Below are 23,415 nucleotides of genomic sequence, written 5' to 3' on the forward strand. Positions count from 1 at the left end.
CGTTCACTCCTGTTGTGTTTTTTGTTGGGAGCATTGCGTGCAGCCATCAGGCTACTGGTCCTAATAAACTCCACTCCAAATTGTTTTGCAAGATAACGCGGTACAATTTCTGCAAAAAGAAACGTTTTCTTACCAACGGTCATCTTCCAGCGGGCTGGGCTTGAGGGTTCTCCTTAAACCGTCGAGGCCTTCGAGTGTGGAGGTATGAGGGCGATACTCGCATCCCACCCAGCCCTGATAAGCATGGTCTTCGAGCAGGGAAAGCAGCTTGGGAAAATCGATAGTGCCAGTCCCCGGTTCATGTCTGCCCGGGAAGTCGGCCACTTGGATATGGCTCACTCGCGGCAACCACTGATTCAGCTTTCGCAGGCAGTCCTCGCCAAGCAACTCCGTGTGGTAGGTGTCCAGGATCAGGCCCAGATTGGGAATCGTCTCAAGCATTTGCTCGGCAAAGTCGAAGCGACTCATGAGATAACCTGGAACCTCAGTTGAGCTGATGACCTCAATCAGGGGCTCAATACCTTCGTCGGCCAGGAAGTCTGCCGCGTACTTCAGATTGCGCCGGTAAAGGCCGCTGTCGGCAATCACCCCGAGTTCAGGCAGTGATACACCCGACATCAGGTGAAGCATTTTACAGTCCAGGGTCTTTGCGTATTGGACGGCTTGGGTGATTTCTGCCAGGAACGCTTGCTTCGAGGCGCAAATGCCGGTGGTCCCCCTTGTGGAGCCAGTTGGTGCGGAAAATTGCACCATCTGAAGGTGATATTCATCGAGAAGCTCCGCAATTTGTGTCGCTTCGTATTCATAGGGCGAGGGGAACTCGACCGCTCGAAAGCCTGATTTTGCGGCAGCGCAGAATCGTTCCAAAAAAGGCAGTTCCGTAAACTGGAAACCAATATGTGCGTTTAACTTGATCATGCGTGTAGCTCCGGAATCTTTATGACGGCTTCAAGCGTTCAGCAGGCCACGCAGCTTCAGTACAGCGCTGTCAGGCGTGGTCAGCACGGCAAGGCCACTCGTCTGGCTGGCCTGTTGTGCTGCGCTGGTCATTGAGAATTGTGCGAAACACAGCAGTTCGCTGTTCGTCAGCGTTCGCGCCGAATCGGCGATCAGCGCATCATGGCGATCAACGTTACCCTTTCGCAGTTCATCGAATGCTCCAGGGCAAACGTGGGTCGTCAGTTCCAGCGCAACGCCTTGTTGCTGTGCATAGCGTTGGAACTCTTCAGTCATTGACGTAATGGCTGGCTGGAAGGTCGCCAGGATGGTGATCTTTGACGTGCGCTCAATGGCTTGCTCGATCATGGCTTCGTTCGGCTTGAGGATGGGAATGCTCAGGGAGCGTTTGCACAGGTCGATGGCGTCACCGAATGCCGAGCAGGTGAACAAGATGGCGTCAGCCCCCGATTGTGCGGCATAGGTGGCGAGTTTCAAGAAGCGCTCGTTCAATGCCGGGGTGAGTTCACCCGCGTCTGCCAAATCGCCGGAAAGCGAGTCTTCCAATAGATTGACCAGCTTGGCCTCGGGCCAAAGCCGTGTGAAAGCTTCAGTTATGGGAGCAATCGATACCGGTGTTGCGTGGATCAAATAAATGCGTGGTGCGGTCATGACGTAACCTCAAGTTGTGGTCGATCAAGTTGATAGCCGGTGATATCGCGACATCTCAGCGGCGTGTTGATGTGCAATAGGTGTGTTATTTTTCTTTCAAGGGATGGTCAGGGATGAGCAAGGCTCTACCCCAGAATCCTCGCAATTGACGCCATCTTCCTCGGATAGCCGGTTTCCATGAATTCAGCAGAATCGATTCCTCAATCACCATTGGCGGGCGAACAATCCAAAATGAAGCCCAAGATAAAAAAAGACCTTGCCGAGCAGTTGGCTCCCAAGATCATTGATATGGCTCGAGCCAGGTCGATGCGCGCCGGTGATCCACTGCGCGAGGAGTCTTTTGCCAAGGAGTTGGGGGTTTCCCGTTCGCCCATACGCCGAGGTTTCGCTTTGCTGGCTGAGTTGGGGCTCGCGACCAAGGAACCGAATCGGGGCTATTTCCTGACGACGGATGCGCGAGGAATCGATAGCCGGAAGCTCCCCCTGGAGGTCGACCCATTCGAAGATTTTTATTTGCGAGTGGTCGATGACGTACTTCGCGGTGATATCCCGACGACGTTTTTTGAAGCCGAGCTGATGCGCAAGTACGAGGTGCCGAGAGGGCAGCTCATGAAGGTCCTGAATCGACTGGCCAATGAGGCGATGATTGAGCGCAAGCCAGGGCAGGGGTGGGAGATCAACAGCTTCCTGCATGACTCCAAGGCGCATATCCAGAGCTACCGTTTTCGAATGGCGATCGAGCCTGCCGCCGTATTGGAGCCAGGCTACGAGGTGGATAAGGTAGCGTTCGCAAAGGCCCGGGAGATCCAGCAAAAGATGTTGGATGGCGATATTTTCAGCCTTTCGCGATCTCAGCTTTTCCAAGTGGGGGCGCAGCTTCATGAACTGGTGGTCCGTTGCTCTGGCAATGCTTTTTTTCTCGAAGCTATTCGCCGGCAAAATCAGCTGCGTCGATTCATGGCCTACAAGGCCAACGTCGATCGACCTCGGTTGATCAACCAGTGCAAGGAACACATCCATCTACTGGACCTCATTGAAAGTGGGCAGCGAGAAGCTGCCGCGGAGTTTCTGCGCAATCACCTCGATGTCGTCGGCCGGCAAAAAACCGACAAAGAGGCCAAGGATGAGCTGGAACACCAGCGCAGCCTTGAGGTCTCGGTTGTCAGTTAGCGCGCGGCTCGTTCAGCAGCACCACGCCGTCATCGTCGCCGTATAACTGATCGCCATCTGCGATGGCGTGCCCGGCGAACTCCACCGTGACTGCAATCTGCCCCTCGTTACGCTTGACAGTCTTACGCGGCGAGGTGCCCAGCGCCTTGATGGCGATTGGCATAGTGCGCAGGGCCGCTTTATCCCGGATGTAACCGTAGATCAGAACGCCGGCCCAACCGTTTTTCACCAGATCTTCTGCGATCACATCGCCGAACAGCGCGTAGCGATCGCTCCCCCCGCCATCGACAACCAGCACCCTGCCATGGCCCGGCAGACTGCTGATCTCCTTGATCCTGGAATTGTCTTCAAAGCACTTGAGGGTGAAGGCGCGGCCTTCGAAGTCATTCTTAGCGCCAAAGTCGCTGAAAATTGGGGCCAGGACGCGAATGGTGTCCGGGTACTGATCACACAGGTCAGATGTTTTGACGGTCATGGGCTGAGTCTCCTGATTCCGGATAAGGGTGGTCGTGAGCACAAAGGTTGCACAAACTGAATATTCATGCAATAAAATGCAATCTTGTGAAGGCGAAAATGATGCTGCCGGACAGGTCGTGATGAACGGCAGCGATCATTTAAGGACTTCGCTTCGCCAATATTGTACTTTGTATTTACGATATACATAAATCGAGGCGGTGCCTGACGCACCGGCTCCAGAAAATCAGCTCAACAATAAGCAAGGGGTGTTCGATGCGTATTTTGGTTCTTCCTGGTGATGGTATTGGTCCGGAAATCGTTGAGTCGTCGATGTCGGTCCTGCGAGCCGCCAACAAAAAATTCGATCTGGGCCTGGAGTTCGATTACGACGACGTTGGTTTCACCAGCCTTGAAAAATACGGCACCACCTTGCGTGAAGAAGTGCTGGAAAAGGCCAAGGGCTACGAGGGCATCATTCTGGGTACTCAGTCCCACGCCGATTATCCGGCGCCGGAGAAGGGCGGTCGTAACGTCTCCGCCGGCTTCCGTATCGGCCTGGACCTGTACGCCAACGTGCGTCCTGCGCGTACCCGTCCGTTCCTGACTTCAAACATGAAGGAAGGCAAGACGATGGACCTGGTGATCATGCGCGAAGCGACGGAAGGCTTTTACCCGGACCGCAACATGAGCCGCGGTTGGGGCGAAGTGATGCCGACCCCGGACATGGCCCTGTCGACGCGCAAGATCACTCGTCATTGCAGCGACCGCATCGCTCGCCGTGCTTTTGAACTGGCCATGAAGCGTGGCAAGAAGGTCACCGCCATCCACAAGGCCAACAGCTTCCACATGACCGACGGCCTGTTCCTGGAATGCGTGCGCAACGTGGCCAAGGATTTCCCTGAAGTCGAGCTGGACGACCTGCTGGTCGATGCCTCGACGGCACACCTGGTGCGTAACCCCGAGCGTTTTGACGTGCTGGTGGCGACGAACTTCTACGGCGACATCATCAGCGACCTGGCGAGCGAGTTGTCCGGCAGCCTGGGGCTGGCCGGTTCGATGATGGCCAGCGACGTTCATTGCTGCGCCCAGGCCCAACATGGTTCTGCGCCTGATATCGCCGGCCAGGACAAAGCCAACCCGGTGTCGATGATTCTTTCGGTGGGCATGTTGCTGCAATGGATGGGTGAACATCATGACAGCCAGGCCTTGATCGATGCGGGTCTGGCAATGGACAAGGCGGTCGACGCGGTCCTGAAGAACCCAGAGCAACGTACCCCGGACCTGGGTGGTTCGTTCGGCACCAAGGCGTTTGGCGAAGCGGTCGCCAAGGTCATCCTGGGCTGATCGGCTCGGGCGGCATGCCGGTCATGCCGCCCGTTGTCCGGAGTGTTGCGCGGTTAAAACAAGAGAATGCCTGTTCTTCCTTGAGGTAACCAAGGGAGGGGCGCGAGGAGAGAACAGTGAGTCACTTACTACTCGGTTGCATCGCAGACGATTTTACGGGCGGTACTGACTTGGCCAGTACGCTTGTCAGGGGTGGGATGCGAACGCTGCAAGTGATCGGAGTGCCCGAGGGGCCCTTGCCGGATGACATTGATGCGGTGGTGATTGCCCTGAAAAGCCGCACCATCAGCCCCGAAGAGGCTGTCGCTCAGTCGCTCGACGCGCTGGAGTGGCTGCGCGCGACGGGCTGCCAACAATTTTTTTTCAAGTATTGCTCGACGTTTGATTCGACCTCCCGGGGCAATATCGGTCCTGTCACCGACGCCCTCGCCAATGCCTTGGGTGTTGCCTTTGCGGTGGCCTGTCCTGCATTTCCGGAAAACAAACGCACGATTTTTAACGGCCACTTGTTCGTTGGCGAGCAGTTGCTGAGCGAATCCGGCATGCGCAATCATCCGTTGACGCCCATGACCGACTCCAATCTGGTTCGAGTGCTGCAACAGCAGACGCGCAAGCCAGTAGGACTCGTTGCGCATTCGGTCGTGAACAAAGGTGCACAAGCCATTTCAATGGCCTTCAAAAACCTTGCGGCCCAGGGCCAGGGCTATGCCATCGTCGATGCGATCGACGATGAGGATCTGTATGCGATCGGCGAGGCTGTTGCGGAGCATAAACTGGTAACCGGTGGCTCCGGCGTGGCGCTGGGTCTACCCGACAATTTTCGTCGTACAGGTTTGCTCGGAGACGGTGCGGCCGCCTCGGCGCTGCCCGCCGTCCAAGGTCTGGGCGCGGTTGTTTCCGGCAGTTGTTCAGTGGCGACCAACAGCCAGGTCGCACACTGGCAAAAAAACCATCCAAGTTTCTCACTCGACCCACTGCTCTTGGCCAATGGTCACGATCAAGTCGCTGAAGCACTTGAGTGGGCCAAGGACCTGATTCAAAAGGGCCCTGTCTTGATCTACGGAAGCGCACAGCCAGAGACTGTCAAACTCGCCCAGCAAAAGCTTGGTGTGGAAGCCGCGGGTCAACTCATGGAAGACGCCTTGTCCGCGGTTGCGGTTGGCCTGTACGAAATGGGTGTACGCAAACTGGTGGTGGCCGGTGGCGAAACGTCCGGTGCGGTGGTCAAGGCTCTCCAGGTCAAGGCGCTGAGAATCGGCGCAACGATTGACCCGGGTGTGCCATGGACACTCGGCTTGCGGGATGACCCGGTTGCGCTGGCGCTGAAATCCGGAAATTTTGGCACCGTCGATTTCTTCGAGAAGGCGTTGGCCTGCGCGCCGTGATTTGCCCGGCCAGGGCGTCCTCCAGGCCCGCATATTTTTGTGTTTGGCTTGGAGGAGGGTGCTGACAATCAGCGCCTGCAGCCTTGCCTGCTCTTCTTTGCTATTGGAAATACGCCTTCACCCAAGACGATAAAAATAAGGATAAAGAAGTGCTCAGACCCTCCAATCGTCGTCAATTCATAAAAAATCTCGGCAGGCTGGGCGGGTTGGGATTCGCCGCGACCCATATGGCTTACAGCTTTGCCGATGAAGCCTATCCTTTTAGCAGCGGCACCCAGTCGCCTCGCCTGCGTGTCCCTCCACTCGCTTGTGACTGCCATCATCACATCTATGATCGGGCGTTCCCTTATTACGATGATCGAAATCTTCCAAGCGCAAGCGTGGAAGACTATCGACGTATTCAGGCGCGACTGGGACTGACCCGCAGCGTTGTGATTCAGCCATCGTCCTACGCCACTGACAATCGTTGTATGTTGGCCGCGTTAGCCAAGCTTGGCCGGCAGTCACGGGGCGTCGCGGTCGTGGATGACAAGGTCCAGGTCAGTGAGTTGCGCCGCCTGCATGAGCGAGGTGTTCGCGCCATACGGTTCAACCTTGGAACGGGAAGCGCCACCACCGTCGAGATGATTGAGCCCCTGGCAAAACTCATCGCAGACCTGGGCTGGCATGTGGAGATCCACACGCGGCCCGACGAATTGATCCAGTTGGAGGCGTTGCTGTCTCGCTTGCCTGTGCAAATCGCGTTCGATCATTTCGGCCGAATCCCTTTGGAGAACTGGAGCGATCATCCCGTGTTCAAGATGATTGCTCGATTGGTTGATCGGGATCGGGCGTGGGTAAAAGTCTCAGGTGCCTATCAGGACTCGGTACTGGGTGGCCCCGATTACGATGATGTCAAAAGCTTGGCCAGGGAAATGATTGCATTGGCGCCAGAACGTGTGGTCTGGGGGACCGATTGGCCGCATCCGAGCCTGCAGTCGAAGAAAAAGCCGATGCCCGATGACGCGTCGATGTTTGATTTGTTGCAGGTGTGGGCACAGAGCGATGCCATGGTCGAAAAAATTCTCGTCGATAACCCGGCCAAGCTCTACGGTTTTTGATAGGGGGCTCAAGCAGAAGGGGCGCCTGGCGCCCCTTTTTGCTTGTCCAAGATTCAGGAATGCGTGGTCACCCCATTGGCTTCCGTGTGGTTTTGCGAGGCCGGAAGAGGATATGACTGCGATTCGACCTCCGGTTCTGGCTCGACGTATTCGCCCCGCAGGACCTGATTCATGCGCTCCGTATCCAGCGCACCCTCCCATTTCGAGATCACGATCCCGGCCACGGCATTGCCAATGATCGATGTGACGGCTCGCGCTTCGCCCATGAATCGATCGATGCCTACGAGCAACGCAATGGCGCTGAGTGGCAGCACGTGGACACTCGCCAGGGTTGCCGCCAAAGCGACAAAGCCACCGCCGGGAACGCCGCTCATGCCCTTGGATGTGAACAGCCCGATTGCCAGTACGGTCAGCTCCTGGGAAAGCGTAAGTGGCGTGTTGGTCGCCTGGGCGATAAAGATCACGGACATGGTCAGGTAAATACACACACCATCCAGGTTGAAGGCGTACCCGGTTGGTACGACGAGGCCTACCACGCTTTTCTCACAGCCCAGCTTCTCCAGTTTTTGCAGCAGCCCCGGCAATGCCGGCTCCGCACTGGCGGTTCCCAGGGTGATCAGCAGTTCGGTTTTCAGGTAGCCCAGAAAAGCGAAGATGTTCACGCCACACACTTTCAGAATGAGTCCCAGAATCCCGAAGATGAACACGATGCAGGTTGTGTAGAACGCCATCATCAGGTAGCCGAGCGTCGCCAGGCTGCCGATTCCATACTTGCCAACGGTGAATGCGATAGCGCCGAAAGCACCGATGGGCGCGAATTTCATCAGGTAGCCGATGATGGAGAATAGCGTGATCAACCCTTGGTCGATCACATCCACGAAAGTGGCCACTCGCTTTCCGCCTTGCGCCAATGCCACGCCAAAGAGAACGGCGAGGAACACGACGGGCAGGATTTCACCATTCACGAAGGCGCCCATGACCGAGTCTGGAATGATGTGCAGGAAAAATTCGCGCAGTGACTGCTCACTGGCAATCTTTGCGTAGCCCGCCACCGCCGACATATCCAGGCTCTTGGGATCGATGTTCATGCCGGCACCTGGCTGCATCAGGTGGGCGACGAGCAGGCCGATAACGAGTGCCGCGGTGGTCACGATCTCGAAATATAGCAGTGCCTTGGCGCCCACCCGGCCAACCGAGCGGATGTCACCCATTCTGGCGATGCCCACCACCACCGTAGCGAATACGACTGGCGCGACGACCATCTTGATCAATTTGATGAAGACATCCCCCAGCACCTTCATTTCCACGGCCGCTTTGGCATCAAAAAGCGCGAAAAGGGTTCCGAGGATGACCCCGAGCAGGACTTGGATGTAGAGGGGTTTTAGCGGGCGTAGTAGCGCGAATTTCACGGGGAAAACTCCTGACGTCTGGAGCCGAAAAGCTCCTAATTGTTGTTGTCGGCCGACACAGGAAAAGCATTCCCTGGTGTGGCGAGCGTCGTGTGAGCGAACTTAAATTGCCTCTTGATGCAACAAAAGACAATTTTTTTTGACAAGACAAGATGAAAGGAAGAATTTTGAACGGAGATGAGATGAAAAGGTTGTATAAATTGAATATTGATGCAATAAAATGCAATCTTGCGGAAGCGAAAACGATGCTGCCGGACAGGGCGTGATGAACGGCAGCGATCATTTAGGGACTTCGCTTCGCCAATATTGTACTTTGTATTTACGATATACATAAATCGAGGCGGTGCCTGACGCACCGGCTCCAGAAAATCAGCTCAACAATAAGCAAGGGGTGTTCGATGCGTATTTTGGTTCTTCCTGGTGATGGTATTGGTCCGGAAATCGTTGAGTCGTCGATGTCGGTCCTGCGAGCCGCCAACAAAAAATTCGATCTGGGCCTGGAGTTCGATTACGACGACGTTGGTTTCACCAGCCTTGAAAAATACGGCACCACCTTGCGTGAAGAAGTGCTGGAAAAGGCCAAGGGCTACGAGGGCATCATTCTGGGTACTCAGTCCCACGCCGATTATCCGGCGCCGGAGAAGGGCGGTCGTAACGTCTCCGCCGGCTTCCGTATCGGCCTGGACCTGTACGCCAACGTGCGTCCTGCGCGTACCCGTCCGTTCCTGACTTCAAACATGAAGGAAGGCAAGACGATGGACCTGGTGATCATGCGCGAAGCGACGGAAGGCTTTTACCCGGACCGCAACATGAGCCGCGGTTGGGGCGAAGTGATGCCGACCCCGGACATGGCCCTGTCGACGCGCAAGATCACTCGTCATTGCAGCGACCGCATCGCTCGCCGTGCTTTTGAACTGGCCATGAAGCGTGGCAAGAAGGTCACCGCCATCCACAAGGCCAACAGCTTCCACATGACCGACGGCCTGTTCCTGGAATGCGTGCGCAACGTGGCCAAGGATTTCCCTGAAGTCGAGCTGGACGACCTGCTGGTCGATGCCTCGACGGCACACCTGGTGCGTAACCCCGAGCGTTTTGACGTGCTGGTGGCGACGAACTTCTACGGCGACATCATCAGCGACCTGGCGAGCGAGTTGTCCGGCAGCCTGGGGCTGGCCGGTTCGATGATGGCCAGCGACGTTCATTGCTGCGCCCAGGCCCAACATGGTTCTGCGCCTGATATCGCCGGCCAGGACAAAGCCAACCCGGTGTCGATGATTCTTTCGGTGGGCATGTTGCTGCAATGGATGGGTGAACATCATGACAGCCAGGCCTTGATCGATGCGGGTCTGGCAATGGACAAGGCGGTCGACGCGGTCCTGAAGAACCCAGAGCAACGTACCCCGGACCTGGGTGGTTCGTTCGGCACCAAGGCGTTTGGCGAAGCGGTCGCCAAGGTCATCCTGGGCTGATCGGCTCGGGCGGCATGCCGGTCATGCCGCCCGTTGTCTGAACTGTTGCGCGATTAATAACAAGAAAGCGTCGGGGACATTCAAATTGTTAGAAGAGTTCGAGAAGGCAGTGGTCCATGCGCCATGATCTGCTCAGCCTGGAGATTTTCATGGCAGTGGCGGAGCAGCGAAACCTGACAAAGGCCTCGCAACTCTGTCATCTGGCGACGTCCGCGGTCAGTAAACGAATCAGCGAGCTTGAAGAGAAAGTAGGTTCGCCCCTGTTCATTCGTTACCCCCGTGGCATGGAACTGACGCCCGCAGGGCAGTCGCTGCGTCATTACGCGCTGCAGGTCAATGAAACCCTGCAGAAGATGGATCAGGAGCTGAGTGAATACGGCGCCGGTATCAAAGGCCATGTGCGCTTGCATGCCATCACCTCCGCGTTGGCGCAACAGTTGAGCCTGGACATCGGTTCGTTCCTGGAAACCTATCCCGACATCAAGTTCGACATCGAGGAGCGCGTCGGCGCGGCCATTGTGCGAGCCGTCTCAGATGGGCGGGCGGATGTCGGTATCATCGCCGAACAGACATCCTCCCTGGACTTGGAAACACTGCCCTATCGCACGGATGAATTGGTGATCGCGGTTGCCGAACATCATCCGCTGGCGGGGCAGGCGCACGCCCGTTTCGAGCAGGCGTTGCACTATGAGTTCATCGGCCCTCACCTGGAAAGTTCGGTCCACCGGCTGTTGACTGAACAAGCCGAGTCGTTGGGCAAAACGGTCAGGCAGCGCGTTCGCGTTTCCAGTTTTGAATGCATGTGCAGGATAGTTTCGACCAACCTTGGCATCTGCATATTGCCCCGTGATGTGTTGCGCCCGTATCTACGGCCCTTTCATTTGCAGGCGGTCACGCTTGCCGAGCCCTGGGCCAAACGTCAGTTGCAAATCGTCGCTCGTCGATTTGAAGGCCTACCCCCTACTGCTCGTGCGTTCGTTGCGCACTTGACCGCGTGACAGGCGCGGTGAAAGCGTCTGTTCGCCCTGCGAGGTGAGTTCATGTTTATTTATGTCGGCTGTCGTACCACTCGTGAAAGAAATGCTCGCGGTAACGGTATCAATGTTTACAGCATGGATGCCCAGACGGGGTGCCTGAGCCATGTGCAACTGGTGGATGGATTGGTAAACCCGTCTTTTCTAGCCATCAGTAAGCAACAGGATTTTCTCTATTGCGTCCATGGCGATACGGACCAGGCCAGTGCCTTCAGAATCAATCCTGATGGTGCGTTGAGTTATCTCAATAGCCAGAATACCCACGGCCACAATCCGGCTCATCTGGCGATTTCGCCGGACAGTGATTTTCTCGTGGTGAGCAATCACTACAGTGGTTCGGTCGTTGTGCTACCGATCCTTGCCTCGGGCGAGCTGGGTGAACGCTGTGATCAAGTGTCGACTGTCGGGCCGATCGGACCCCATCGAGTGGAGCAGAAGAATCCGAAACCGCATTTCAACCCATTTGATCCCAGTGGAAAGTTTGTGCTCGTTCCGGATAAAGGGTTGGATCGGATTTTCACTTATCGATTCGATTCGTCACTTGGCAGGCTGCTGCCGGCGGACTGTCCGTTCGTCGCCACGCGAAAAGGGGCGGGGCCGCGTCACGTCGCTTTTCATCCTGGGCTGCCAATTGTCTACTCGGTCAATGAGCTGGACTCCACGGTCGCGACCTACCACTTTGACGGCAAAAGCGGGGAGCTTAAGCCGCAGCAGGTGATTTCTGCGTTGCCCGAGTCCTTTACTGGCGACAGCACCGCTGCAGAGATTGAAGTCGATGCAACAGGTCGTTTCCTGTACGCCTCGAACAGGGGCAGCGACACGATCGCGCTCTTCAACATTAACCCGCAAACGGGTTGGCTGACATTCAAGTCGGCGACGCCGACGGAAGGTCGGACGCCACGATTCTTTGCGTTGTCACCCGATGGGCGCTTCTTGTACGCCGCCAATGAGGACAGCGATACGATCGTGGTTTTCAGGGTTGACCCAACGACTGGGGAGTTGGCCATGACGGGTGAGGTGATCGAGACAGGCAGTCCGGTGTGCATGGTCTTCGGTGGCCCGAGGGCATGAAGGCGTTCTTCGCCTCGATGCGATCGTGGTGGGCGACACCCGTGGTTGGCGTTGCCGGTGCTCTGGTCGCCAGCTATCTCGAGTGGCCGCTGCCGTGGATCATCGGGTCGATGTTGGCGGTGATCCTGGTGCGTTGCCTGGGCTGGCGCGTGGGGGAAATTCCCTATGGGCGCCTGTCCGGACAATGGATGATTGCGACCTCCATCGGTTTGCACTTCACGCCTGTGGTACTGGAGCAGATCCTGGGGCATTTCGCGATGATGCTGTTCGCGGCGTTTCTGACCCTGTTCCTCGCACTGCTCGGTATCGAGTTCATGCGGCGTCGGGGCATGGACCTGACGACCGCATTTTTTGCGTTCATGCCGGCCAATTTTTCAGAAATGATTCAGTCCGGGATCAGGCACAAGGCCAACGTCAGTCAGATCGCCGCGGCTCACAGCGTGCGCCTGGTGTTGATCGTACTGTGTGTCCCGCCCGCGATGTTTTTTGCCGCGAAAATCTCTCCGACGGCGGTGCATGCCCGTTTGCCGAGTGATTGGTATTGGCTCCTTCCGCTGCTGATAGGTGGGGCGCTGACGGCGATGATCTGGAAACGCTACAAGTTGCCCAATCCATGGATGTTTGGTCCGATGGCTTTGTGCGCCCTTTTCACCGCCAGTTTCAACCTGCAAACGGCACTGCCCGTGCAGCTCAGTCATTACGGTCAGCTAATGATCGGCTGCGCCCTCGGTGGTTATTTTGATCGTCAATTCTTCCGGGCCTCACCGACCTTCCTGCTCAAGGTGTCGCTGTTCACCCTGGCGATGATCGGCTGCACACTGATGCTGGCTCTTGGCATCGGGTATTGGTTAGGCTTTCCGGTGATGACGCTGGCATTGGGCATGATGCCGGGCAGCAGCACGGAGATGTACCTGACCGCCGAGGCCCTGAACCTGGGAGTCGGTATTGTCACGGCGATGCAGATCATGCGGCTGGTGGTGGTGATGCTGTGTGCCGAGCCAGTGCATAAAGCGTGGTTGAAACGCCTTCGTCGTTGAGTGGGGCAGCGGCGTTTCAATCGACCATGGGTCAAGTGTCAATGGCCCTGCAAGGGGGCTACCGTGACATCGCTCTGACCACTGTCGGCGAGTGCCTTGCGGACGAAACCGTTGGCTTTCTGTTCCTCCAGAAACGCCCTGACGTAGGCCGCACCTGCGACGCATTGCACGGGAACGCCCATCGCTTGGCGAATCGAGGTGAAGTATCCCTCCAGCACGCGCAACCCGCTGTTGGCTTCGGCAACCTTGAGCAGTGGCTGACGTACACCCGCTGCTGCATCCAGACCTTCGTCCAGAAACAGGTCCACCGCGCCTGCGGAGGTCGGCGCACGGACGAGCGATGCATGTTGCTGGGTTCGGCTCAGGTACAAGTCGTAAGCCGCGCCCTGGCCGACGGCGATCCGCACGCCGGGTTGATCCAGATCTTCCATCTTGTGGAACGGCGAGTCGCTCTTGACCAGATAGGTGCCTTCGATGATTACGTATGGCTCACTGAAGGCGACCTGGGCTTCGCGCACCGGCTCGATAGCCAGGAACGCGATGTTCCATTGCTGCTGCGCCAAGGCCGCGAACACCTTGCCCGCGGCGTCATACGTGATGAACTCGACCGGAACACCCAGTTGTCTACCCAGCTCCACAGCCAGGCTTACGGAAACCCCTTGAGGCTGTCCTGTTTCGGTATTGCGCTGCGCAAGCACCGGGTTGCCAAAATTGATGGCGGCTCTGAGTACGCCAGTCGGGGCGAGATCGTTCAGGGCTTCTGCGCTAGGGGTGGGCATACAGGGTTCTCCAGGGAAGGTGTCATCGGCCCGAGAGTAGGGCAGTGCGCCGCGCCTGACAATTTCAGGCTCATCAAGCCAGCGTTCTCCATTGACGAACGCTGGCTTGCCCAACGCTCAATTTTACTCAGGCCGGCCATTGGTTAGGCTGGGGCCAATTGAACGACCTCTTAGCGTCGTTCGTTCATGCTCTCAATCAGTGAATGACCCATCCATGATTTCAGCCGTCGATGCACGTTATTTAAACCATCTTCAAGTGGGTGACATTCGTTACGCCTACGTGGATCTGCACAAAATACTGAGCCGAGACGAACTCTCACGCTTGCCCTATTCGATTCGTATCCTGCTGGAGAATGTGGCGCGTTGCTCGCCGGCGGCGCTGGACGGGGTCATCGCCTGCATACGGGACGGCGCGCCCGCCTGCGAAGTGCCGTTCTATCCCAACAGGTTGATGTTCCACGACACCACCTGTCTGCCGGCGCTGGCCGATTTCGCCGGCATGCGGGACATGGTGGCTGAAATGGGCGGCGCGCCGCAAACCATGAATCCGATGATTCCGGCGGTGCTGGTCATCGATCATTCCGTGATTGTCGAGCGCTATGCCGAGCCGGATGCCGTCGAAAAGAACCTGGACATCGATTATCGGCGAAACACCGAGCGTTACGAATTCATCAAGTGGGCACAAAAGAGCCTGACGAATTTCAAGGTCGTGCCACCGGGTACCGGGATCATCCACCAAGTCAATATGGAGTCACTGGCCACCGTGGTCTGGGAAAGTCGGACCACCGATGGCCAGCCGCTGCTGCATCCTGACGACATCGTCGCAACCGACAGCCACACGCCCATGATCAACGCCATTGGCGTGCTGGGCTGGGGCGTGGGGGGGCTGGAGGGGCAGGCAGCCATGCTGGGCGAGCCGGTGCCGATCAGTTTTCCTGAAACCGTCGGCATCCGCTTGAGCAATGAACTGCGACCCGGAGTAACCGCCACCGACCTGGCTTTGCGCATCACCCAGATACTGCGTGCCAAAAGCGTAGTGGGGAAATTCGTCGAGTTTTGCGGTCCTGGGTTGTCGAGACTCGGCTGGGCGGCACGAGGCACATTGTCGAACATGGCTCCTGAATACGGTGCCACGGTGGTGTTCTTCCCGTTCGACGACAGCACGATGCAATACATGCACCTGACCGGGCGCAGCGAGGACACCATCGTGCGCATCCAGGCCTACCTTGAAGCCCAAGGTCTATGGCGACACGACTCTCTGCCCGAGCCGCACTTCGATGACGTGATCGAGCTGGACCTAGCGGCCATCGAACCCAGCGTCGCCGGGCCGCATCAGCCGCATCAGTGGCGCAAACTGTCGGATGCCGCACCCTCTTTCCGGCAAGACATCCTGGGGGAGCGGGAGGGCGTAATTGCCCGCTCCTCGGACCATGACGCCGAGTACTTCGAGCCTTCGTTTGGCCAGGCATTGACCCATGGCGCCATTTCTCTGGCCGCGATCACCAGTTGCACCAACACCGCCAACCCGAGCCAGATGATCCAGGCCGGATTGCTGGCTCGCAACGCCCAGCGGCGTGGTTTGCGCAGCAAGCCTTGGGTCAAGACTTCGTTGTCGCCGGGCTCGCGGGTGGTGGCTGATTACCTGGAGCAAGCGGGTTTGCTGAGCGATTTCTCGGCCCTGGGTTTTGACCTGGCCGGGTTCGGCTGCATGACCTGCATCGGTAACTCAGGCAGCCTCGAAGAGCACATGGAGCGCTTTTCCGATCAGGGGCTCAAGACCGTGGTGGTGTTGTCCGGTAATCGCAACTTCGAGGGACGGGTCAATCCGCGCGTGCAGGTCGGTTACCTGGCTTCGCCGGCGCTGGTCGTTGCCTACGCCTTGGCTGGCACGGTCAACATGGATATCCAGAACGAGCCGTTGGGGCAAGATGCGGCGGGCAATGATGTTTATCTGCATGAGCTGATGCCGACCGAAGAGCAGATCCAGGCACTGGTCAGGCAGACCGTTCGCCCGGAGCTGTTCCGCAAGCGCAACGCGATGCTGTGGGACGGCACTCACCACTGGCAGGCGCTGTCGGCCAGCGGCAGTGTGCAATTCCCGTGGGCACCGAATTCAACTTATTTGCGCCGACCTGTTTATCTGCAAAACGTCAAACCCCAGGCTAGCGCCGAGCTGTCGATTCAAGGCGCGCGGCTGTTGATGGTGTTGGGTGATAACGTCACCACCGACCACATCTCGCCGGCCAGTGCGATTCCACTCGAAAGCCAGGCCGGGCAGTGGCTGATTGAACGCGGCGAAAACCCCGAGGACCTCAATCAGTACTCGACTCGCCGCAGCAATCACGAGGTGATGATGCGCGGTGCGTTCGTCAATCGGGCAGTGAGGAATCAACTGCTGGAGCGACAACCGGGGGAGGGGGGATTCGCCCTGGCCTACGACGGTTCTGTTCAACGGGTCTACGACGCGGCGCTGAGCTATGTCGCCAAGGAGGTCCCACTGGTGATCATTGCCGGTTTCAACTATGGCGCGGGCTCCAGCCGTGATTGGGCCGCCAAGGCGCAGGCCACGCTGGGCGTCAAAGCCGTCATCGCGCAAAGTTTTGAGCGTATCCATCGCAGCAACCTGATCGGCATGGGTATCTTGCCCATTACCTTTGCAGCGGGGGGCAATGTCGCGAGCTTGCAACTGAGGGGCGATGAGTCACTGGACTTCGGCGGTCTGGATGCACTGCGGGTGGGCGCCAATTCGGTGACCCTGACGATCAATCGCGCTGACGGTGGGCAGGCGTCGGTGTCGTTGATTCTGCAACTGGATTCCCAGCAGGAAACCCTCTACTTGAGGGAGGGCGGTATTCTGCCGTATGTCGTGCGTAAGGTCGTGGCCGAGGCGGTTTAAACCAAAAAAGCGGTCTTTGAACTTCAGTGTTCAAAGACCGCTTTGGGGGCTACCACTTGACAGCGAACACCTGGCGCAACTCTTCAATTGCGTTTTCACCCAGCGGTGCAGGTTTGGGATCGTTCATCATCCAGAGCTTTGCCGTTTCCTCCAGCTCTTCCAGGGCGAAACTCGCCTTGGAGACAGAGCTTTCCCAAACCACCGGGCCCAGGCGCTCCAGCATGACCCCGCGGACCTTGTTGGCCAGTTGCGCCACTTGCGCCGCCACCTCGGGTGAACCGGGGCGCTGATAGGCAATCAATGGGATGTGACCGACCTTCATGACTTGATAAGGCGTCAATGGCGGCAGGATATCGTCGTTGTTCCACACCCCGGCGAGCGTCAGTGCTACGAGCGAGGTCGAATGGGTGTGAACCACGCCGTTGACTTCAGGGTTGCGGTCGTACACCTGGCGATGCAATTCGAGGGTTTTCGACGGTTTGTTGCCCGACACCCAAGTACCGTCCCGGCTGACTTTGGCGATCTCCTCTGGTCGCAGTCTTCCCAGGCACGCATCGGTGGGGGTGATCAACCAGCCGTCCTCCAGGCGGGCACTGATGTTTCCCGCGCTGCCTACGGTGTAGCCGCGTTCATAGAGGCTTTTTCCAACGGCGCAGATTTCTTCACGTAGTTGTTCTTCGTTACTCAACGGGTGATCTCCTCAAGGCCTGTGCCGAGGCCTGAAAGTGAAGGGGGGCGGTGGACTCCGATCGCAGTTTCAGGATCGGTGATTTATGGGCAAAGGAGCCGCTCAGGTGCTGCTTCATCAGATGCGCGGCTTCCAGGTTACTGCCCTGTTCCACCAGCTCGATCATCCGAATGTGTTCGGCGCATTGCTTGTAGAGGCGCTTGCGGTCGATCATCGAGCGGTATTCGATCAGCCGCCGCATGTTGTTCATTTGCACCAGAATCATGTGATACAGCGGGTTGCCGGAAAGCTTGATGAACTCTTCGTGGAAACGAATGCCGTTTTTGAGGAGCACATCCGCCGGCAGGCTATCGATGCCGCCGTTGATCATGTCCTGCTGCTCTTTTTTCAAGCGTTGAAGCTTGGCCAGATCGTGCAGGTAAGTCGGTTCAAGCAATGCCGCAGGCTCGATCAGCGAGCGCACCTTATAAATCTGTTCAAGGGTTTCCGGGGTCTTCGCCACATCCAGGAAGCGCCAGCCATAACCTGGTTTAGGCTCAGCCCATCCGACCTTGGCCGCGCGATTGAGGATGTCGATGACCTGGGCTTTGGTCAGGTTGTAGCGAGTACGCAGGAATTGCTCCGTGACCTCACTCGGGATCGCATTGTTCAGCCAGTCTTCCGAGAGCCGGTAATACTCGTCGGGCTCTTCAAGGGGCAGTACCTCGTCGTGGATCTGCGTGGGGTCTTGCACCGACTCCAGCACGAAGAACCCACGATTGGGCAACTGCTCAAGAGTACCTTGCTCTGAAAGCGAGACCAGAGCTTCCCGGGCGGGAGAGCGTGAGACGTTGAATTCATCGGCGACTTTTTGCGCGCTGAGATGAGCGCCCGGGGCTAGTTCACCGGTCTGGATCTTCTGCCGGATCTCGGCAGCGATTCGTTGTACTAGGGCGCTTGAGGCCATAACTGTTATCACTTACGCAATGGTGGCGACAGAACACAATCCGGGTCAGGAGTGTGAGATCAGATGCTGCATGGCTCCGATTCGATCAGGTTTTATCGCATATGACTACTTTTTAGCGTGGCATTGTGCAAAAAATTGCACGTATCTGATTCACATTTTGAAATGCTGCACCATGGCATTCAGCTCCAGAGCCAACAGGCCAAGGGAGTGAGAGGCGCTGGTGGTCTGCTGTGAGCCCGTCGCTGATTGAACGGAAAGGTCGCGAATATTGAGCAGGTTTCGGTCGACCGAGCGGGCCACGTGGGCCTGTTCTTCGGTGGCCGTGGTGATCATCAGGTTTCGTTGGTTGATGTCATCGTTGGCGGCCACGATTTCTGCCAGCGCACTTTGGGTAGATTGGGCCAGCGACAGCGTAAGTCGGGTGTTTTCACTGCTGCTGAGCATGGTCGACACGGCGGTATCCGTTCCGCTCTGGATACCGCTGATCATGGCTTCGATTTCTCGGGTGGACTGTGCCGTGCGGTGCGCCAGCGCGCGGACCTCGTCGGCGACTACCGCGAAACCACGTCCGGCGTCACCCGCCCGTGCTGCCTCGATGGCCGCGTTTAGCGCCAACAGGTTGGTTTGTTCGGCGATCGTGCGAATCACGTCCAACACTTTTCCAATGCCCTGTGCCTGTTGCGCCAGACCTTCCACTTGGCTGGAGCTCAATTGCACGTCTCGGGTAAGCGTTTCGATTGCCCCCAAGGTTTCAACCATGCGCTGTTGGCCTCGAAGAGCAATGTCCCGGGACGCCACCGACAGCTCTGAAGTGGACTGCGCGTTGCGGGCAACTTCCTCAATGGCGGCAGTCATTTCATTGACCGCCGTGGCTGCCTGTTCGATTTCTGCGTGCTGCTGCTGAATATCCTGGCCTGACGCCGCGGTGACGGTGTTCAATTGGGCAGTGGCACTGGTCAGCTGTTTCGATGAACCGGAGATCCGACCCAGGGTTTGGATCAGGTTGTCCTGCATGGTCGCCAGGGATTCGAGCAGACGAGTGGTTTCGTCATTTCCAGTCGGTTGAATGGGTTTGCTTAGATCCCCCTCGGCAATCGTCCTGGCCGCTCTTACCGCTTCATTGAGCGGTGCAGTGATGCTGCGGGTCAGCAGCCATGCCACCAGGATTGTGCCGATGCCGACCAGGATGATAACCAGCACGACTCCCCTGACAGCGCTTTGATAAGCATCGACCGAGTGATTGCCAGCAGCTTCCGCGCCTTGGTTCGAGCGTTCGATCAGGTCGTCGAAGTTTTTCGTCATCTGGTCGTACGAGTCCCTGATGCTCATCAAAAATTCCCTGGCCCCGGTCTTATCTCCTTGACGAGAAAGCTTGAGCAACTCGAGGTGATTTTTTGCATAAACCTCGAGGCTGGCGTTGAAGGCGTTCAAGCGATCTTTTTCTTCGTCGCTGACCAGCAGTTGTCCGTAGCGTTGCATCTGCTCACGGACTTGTTGCAGGCGTCCCGCGGTCTTTTCCTCGTAGGACTGCATATCTTTTTCGCTGACTGAAAGGATGTGCTGCATCGACCCCATGCGATAGCGGTTCAACGCCGCATTCGCCGCTCCCAGTGCCCGAACCCGCTGGAGCCAATTGTCTTTGATCTGGATCGATTGGTCCTGCACCTCGTCAATCTGTCGCAGGGCGAATACCCCTAGCGCGACGCTCAGCGCGGCAATGATGACGAACCCGAGGATCATTCGACCGGCGATTGAGAGATGTCTTGGCATCATGAGTGGTGTCCCTTCATTAGAGTGGCGTAGTCCGGGTCTTGACCGGAAACGTGTTTTTGTACGGGGTAAAATAATATTGCATTTTTATGCGTCAATATGCCAATATTTTTTGGCTGCCTTCTGAGGCGACTGAATCTGCAAACTTTGCTTTTGGTCAGAGATCATTGGGGAATCTCTCCATTAGAGACCAAGCGTGGGTTGCCCTCAGCGCTCATGGCTTTTTCAGTAGATTGAATATTGACGTTCAAATATTCATCGGGCAAAACCGGATTTTCTTTAGCCGTTCAATAATAAAACCTTGTTCGAGGAAGCATCTGTCATGCAGCGCAGAACCAAAATCGTGGCCACCTTGGGGCCAGCAACCGAGTCGGTCGAAGCTATAGAGGGGCTGGTGAAGGCGGGCGTGGATGTCGTGCGTCTGAATTTCTCTCATGGCAAAGCCGAAGATCATATTGCTCGTGCCCGGTTAGTACGGGAGCTGGCGGCCAAGCACGGACGGTTCGTGGCGGTACTGGCTGATCTGCAAGGTCCGAAAATTCGAATTGCGCGTTTCGCGCAAGCCAAGGTCGTTCTCGAAAAAGGCCAGCAGTTCATTCTCGACGCTTCCCTGGACAAGGATGCCGGCGACCAGCAACGCGTCGGAATCGACTACGAGGCCCTGATTACCGATAGCCGGCCAGGTGACATTTTGTTGCTTGATGATGGGCGAATCGAGCTCAAGGTCCTGGCGGTCGAGGCGCCGCAATTGATTTGTGAAGTCCTGGTCAGTGGGCCGCTCTCCAACAACAAGGGGATCAACCGCAAAGGCGGCGGGCTTTCCGCATCGGCGCTGACCGAGAAGGATTTCGCCGATATCAAGACTGCCGCACAGATGCAAGTGGACTACCTGGCCGTGTCGTTCCCACGGGATGCTTCGGATATGGAGCAGGCGCGTCGATTGCTGCATGAGGCGGGAGGCCAGGCTGGCTTGATCGCCAAGATCGAGCGCGCCGAAACCGTCAATGACCTGCGTGTTCTGGATGCGATCATCGAAGCGTCGGAAGGGGTGATGGTCGCTCGTGGCGATTTGGGCGTGGAGATCGGCGATGCCGAATTGGTGGCGGTACAGAAACTGATTATCGAGCGCGCCCGTACGTTGAATCGGGTTGTGATTACGGCGACGCAAATGATGGAGTCGATGATCACTCAGTCGATGCCGACTCGCGCCGAGGTGTTTGACGTTGCCAATGCGGTGCTCGATGGTACCGACGCGGTAATGCTCTCTGCGGAAACCGCAGCCGGTGCCTATCCGATCGAGACGGTCGAGGCCATGCATCGAATCATCATCGGCGCCGAAAAACACCCGCAGTCCCATCGCTCCAAGCACCGTGTCGATCAGGTGTTCCACAAGATTGACGAATCCATCGCCATGTCGGCGATGTATGCGGCTAATCACCTGCATGGTGTCAAAGCCATTATCTGCATGACCGAAAGCGGTGATACCCCACGTTTGATGTCGCGTATCCGCTCACACCTGCCCATCTTTGCATTCTCTCGCAACCTGGCGACCCAGAACCGGGTCACGCTTTTTCGTGGTGTCACCACCATCCCGTTCGACAGTGATGAGTACGCCCCAGAGTTGGTGAATGAAAAGGCCGTGGAGCAATTGACCCGGCGCGGTGTGGTCAAGGCCGGCGATCACGTATTGATTACCAAGGGCGACTACGCCAACGCCCAGGGTGGCACCAACTCCCTTCGCGTCGTATGCGTTGGTGAAACCATTCGCTGAGTGAGGAGACGTTGATGAGTGCGATCAATTCACCGGACCACGACGAGGCGCATAACCGTGCTCGCGACGTTTGGCCTAGAGACTTCGATTTTCGTGAGCAGTATGCGGAACAGCAGGAACTGCTGAGGTCGCAGAACAACACCACGCCAGCTGCGAACCATCCGAATGGGGAAAAAGATGCTTAGTAAAAATAGCTTGATCCAACACATCGCTGCCCGGGAAATACTGGACTCGCGGGGGAACCCGACCGTCGAAGCGGTGGTGACCCTCAACAACGGAGTCAGTGCCACTGCCAGCGTCCCCTCTGGTGCCTCGACCGGTTCACGGGAAGCGCTCGAGCTGCGGGATAACGCATTGCGCTACATGGGCAAAGGGGTCATGCGAGCGGTCGAGAATGTGAACAATCCGATTCGCGAGTGCCTCATTGGATTGGATGCCTTGAACCAGCGCGAAATCGACAACGCCATGATCGCCCTGGATGGCACGGAGAGTAAGAGCATCCTGGGCGCCAACGCGATTCTTGCCGTGTCATTGGCAACGGCCAAAGCCGCCGCCCAGGTCCAGAACATTCCCTTGTATGAACATCTGGCGGCGTTATACGGCTCGCCAGGCCGGTTCAGCATGCCGGTGCCCATGATGAACATCATCAACGGTGGCGAGCATGCCGATAACAACATCGATATTCAGGAGTTCATGATTCAGCCCGTCGGTGCTGCGTCGTTCCGTGAAGGGCTGCGCATGGGCGCCGAGGTCTTCCATGCCTTGAAAAAGGTTCTGTCGGAGCGAGGCTTGAGCACCGCGGTGGGGGATGAAGGGGGCTTTGCCCCTTCGTTGGCTTCCAACGAAGAAGCGTTGATTGTTATCAAAGAGGCGGTCAGTCGAGCGGGTTACGAGTTGGGCAAGGACATTACCTTGGCACTCGATTGTGCTGCCTCCGAGTTCTATGAAGACGGTCACTACGTGCTCGCGGGTGAAGACCAGTCATTTGATTCGGCGGGGTTCGCCGATTACCTGGCCATGCTGTGCGACAGGTACCCGATCATTTCCATTGAAGACGGGATGGACGAGAGTGATTGGGACGGTTGGGCTGGCTTGACCCGGAAACTGGGGCATCTGCAACTGGTGGGGGACGATCTGTTCGTCACCAACACCCGGATCCTGCGCGAGGGCATTCAGAAAGGCATCGGCAATTCCATCCTGATCAAGTTCAACCAGATCGGAACACTCAGCGAGACGCTGGACGCGATTCGCATGGCTCAGGATGCGGGGTACACCGCCGTGATCTCCCATCGTTCAGGGGAAACCGAAGACACCACGATTGCCGATCTCGCGGTCGCCACTTGCGCCGGGCAGATCAAGACGGGTTCGCTCAGCCGATCCGACCGGGTTGGAAAGTACAACCGTCTGCTGCGCATCGAAGAGGCGCTGCAGGGGCGTGCGCCGTACAACACCTCCGATCTTTTGCAAAGGAAAGCCTGAGCC

At 57.2% G+C, this 23,415-nt stretch carries 20 protein-coding genes; 12 read left to right on the plus strand and 8 right to left on the minus strand.

Translation table 11 applies throughout. The features are described from left to right. Positions 1-129 precede the first annotated feature (129 nt). Both J9870_RS10915 and J9870_RS10920 read right to left on the minus strand, forming a co-directional pair. Complete coding sequence (locus tag J9870_RS10915; protein WP_210643937.1) at positions 130-918, minus strand: TIM barrel protein; 789 nt, start codon at positions 916-918, stop codon at positions 130-132. 30 nt (positions 919-948) lie between these two features. Continuing rightward, positions 949-1,608: an aspartate/glutamate racemase family protein gene (locus J9870_RS10920; protein ID WP_210643940.1), complete on the minus strand. Its 660-nt coding sequence runs from the start codon at positions 1,606-1,608 to the stop codon at positions 949-951. 231 nt (positions 1,609-1,839) lie between these two features. On the opposite strand from J9870_RS10920, the gene J9870_RS10925 reads away from it, so the two are divergent. Further along, a complete protein-coding gene (locus J9870_RS10925; protein ID WP_210645193.1) occupies positions 1,840-2,778 on the plus strand; it encodes a GntR family transcriptional regulator in 939 nt (312 codons plus the stop codon). On the opposite strand, the gene rraA is transcribed toward J9870_RS10925, so the two are convergent. After that, a complete protein-coding gene (rraA, locus tag J9870_RS10930) occupies positions 2,771-3,253 on the minus strand; it encodes a ribonuclease E activity regulator RraA (RefSeq protein WP_210643942.1) in 483 nt (160 codons plus the stop codon). The two genes, J9870_RS10925 and rraA, sit on opposite strands and share 8 nt — an antisense overlap. Positions 3,254-3,507: 254 nt before the next feature. Between rraA and J9870_RS10935 the strand changes: the two genes are divergently transcribed. The 3 genes from J9870_RS10935 to J9870_RS10945 all read left to right on the plus strand — a co-directional run bounded on the left by J9870_RS10935 (position 3,508) and on the right by J9870_RS10945 (position 7,063). Then, a complete protein-coding gene (locus tag J9870_RS10935; RefSeq protein ID WP_210643944.1) occupies positions 3,508-4,578 on the plus strand; it encodes an isocitrate/isopropylmalate dehydrogenase family protein in 1,071 nt (356 codons plus the stop codon). Positions 4,579-4,694: 116 nt separating this feature from the next. Further along, positions 4,695-5,963, plus strand: coding sequence for a 3-oxo-tetronate kinase (gene otnK, locus J9870_RS10940; protein ID WP_210643946.1), 1,269 nt, complete (start codon positions 4,695-4,697; stop codon positions 5,961-5,963). Between the two features lie 83 nt (positions 5,964-6,046). Further along, entirely contained in the window at positions 6,047-7,063 is a 1,017-nt protein-coding gene (locus J9870_RS10945; protein ID WP_246883098.1) for an amidohydrolase family protein, read from the plus strand. Between the two features lie 53 nt (positions 7,064-7,116). Here the strand turns inward: J9870_RS10945 and dctA are convergent, their stop codons facing one another. Continuing rightward, positions 7,117-8,472: a C4-dicarboxylate transporter DctA gene (gene dctA / locus J9870_RS10950; RefSeq protein WP_210643948.1), complete on the minus strand. Its 1,356-nt coding sequence runs from the start codon at positions 8,470-8,472 to the stop codon at positions 7,117-7,119. Positions 8,473-8,870: 398 nt separating this feature from the next. Here dctA and J9870_RS10955 point away from each other — a divergent pair, with 398 nt between their 5' ends. The 4 genes from J9870_RS10955 (at position 8,871) to J9870_RS10970 (ending at position 13,083) form a co-directional block, all read left to right on the plus strand. After that, positions 8,871-9,941, plus strand: coding sequence for an isocitrate/isopropylmalate dehydrogenase family protein (locus J9870_RS10955; RefSeq protein WP_210643944.1), 1,071 nt, complete (start codon positions 8,871-8,873; stop codon positions 9,939-9,941). 116 nt (positions 9,942-10,057) lie between these two features. Then, positions 10,058-10,939, plus strand: a complete 882-nt coding sequence (locus J9870_RS10960) for a LysR family transcriptional regulator (RefSeq protein ID WP_210643950.1) — start codon at positions 10,058-10,060, stop codon at positions 10,937-10,939. Between the two features lie 42 nt (positions 10,940-10,981). Further along, complete coding sequence (locus tag J9870_RS10965; RefSeq protein WP_210643952.1) at positions 10,982-12,046, plus strand: lactonase family protein; 1,065 nt, start codon at positions 10,982-10,984, stop codon at positions 12,044-12,046. Further along, positions 12,043-13,083, plus strand: a complete 1,041-nt coding sequence (locus J9870_RS10970) for an AbrB family transcriptional regulator (protein ID WP_210643954.1) — start codon at positions 12,043-12,045, stop codon at positions 13,081-13,083. The genes J9870_RS10965 and J9870_RS10970 overlap by 4 nt, the downstream gene beginning before the upstream one ends. A 38-nt stretch (positions 13,084-13,121) precedes the next feature. On the opposite strand, the gene J9870_RS10975 is transcribed toward J9870_RS10970, so the two are convergent. Further along, complete coding sequence (locus J9870_RS10975; RefSeq protein ID WP_210643956.1) at positions 13,122-13,862, minus strand: ABC transporter substrate-binding protein; 741 nt, start codon at positions 13,860-13,862, stop codon at positions 13,122-13,124. A 214-nt stretch (positions 13,863-14,076) separates the two neighbouring features. Between J9870_RS10975 and acnA the strand changes: the two genes are divergently transcribed. Then, positions 14,077-16,758, plus strand: a complete 2,682-nt coding sequence (gene acnA, locus J9870_RS10980; protein WP_210643958.1) for an aconitate hydratase AcnA — start codon at positions 14,077-14,079, stop codon at positions 16,756-16,758. 49 nt (positions 16,759-16,807) lie between these two features. On the opposite strand, the gene J9870_RS10985 is transcribed toward acnA, so the two are convergent. The 3 genes from J9870_RS10985 to J9870_RS10995 form a co-directional block, all read right to left on the minus strand. Beyond that, on the minus strand, positions 16,808-17,446 hold the full coding sequence (locus tag J9870_RS10985; protein ID WP_210643960.1) for an aldolase: 639 nt from the start codon (positions 17,444-17,446) through the stop codon (positions 16,808-16,810). Beyond that, positions 17,439-18,392 (minus strand): GntR family transcriptional regulator, encoded by a 954-nt coding sequence (locus J9870_RS10990; RefSeq protein ID WP_246883099.1) that lies wholly within the window; start codon positions 18,390-18,392, stop codon positions 17,439-17,441. Before J9870_RS10990 ends, J9870_RS10985 begins: the two co-directional genes overlap by 8 nt. Before the next feature lie 150 nt (positions 18,393-18,542). Further along, complete coding sequence (locus tag J9870_RS10995; RefSeq protein ID WP_210643962.1) at positions 18,543-20,165, minus strand: methyl-accepting chemotaxis protein; 1,623 nt, start codon at positions 20,163-20,165, stop codon at positions 18,543-18,545. Positions 20,166-20,484: 319 nt separating this feature from the next. Here J9870_RS10995 and pyk point away from each other — a divergent pair, with 319 nt between their 5' ends. Genes pyk through eno form a run of 3 tightly spaced genes read left to right on the plus strand, consistent with a single transcriptional unit; the run spans position 20,485 to position 23,412 of the window. Beyond that, complete coding sequence (gene pyk / locus J9870_RS11000; protein ID WP_210643964.1) at positions 20,485-21,933, plus strand: pyruvate kinase; 1,449 nt, start codon at positions 20,485-20,487, stop codon at positions 21,931-21,933. Between the two features lie 14 nt (positions 21,934-21,947). Then, a complete protein-coding gene (locus J9870_RS11005; RefSeq protein WP_210643966.1) occupies positions 21,948-22,118 on the plus strand; it encodes a hypothetical protein in 171 nt (56 codons plus the stop codon). After that, positions 22,111-23,412, plus strand: coding sequence for a phosphopyruvate hydratase (gene eno, locus J9870_RS11010; protein ID WP_210643968.1), 1,302 nt, complete (start codon positions 22,111-22,113; stop codon positions 23,410-23,412). Before J9870_RS11005 ends, eno begins: the two co-directional genes overlap by 8 nt. The last annotated feature ends 3 nt before the right edge of the window (positions 23,413-23,415 follow it).

This window comes from Pseudomonas sp. Tri1, assembly GCF_017968885.1.
Lineage (GTDB): Bacteria > Pseudomonadota > Gammaproteobacteria > Pseudomonadales > Pseudomonadaceae > Aquipseudomonas.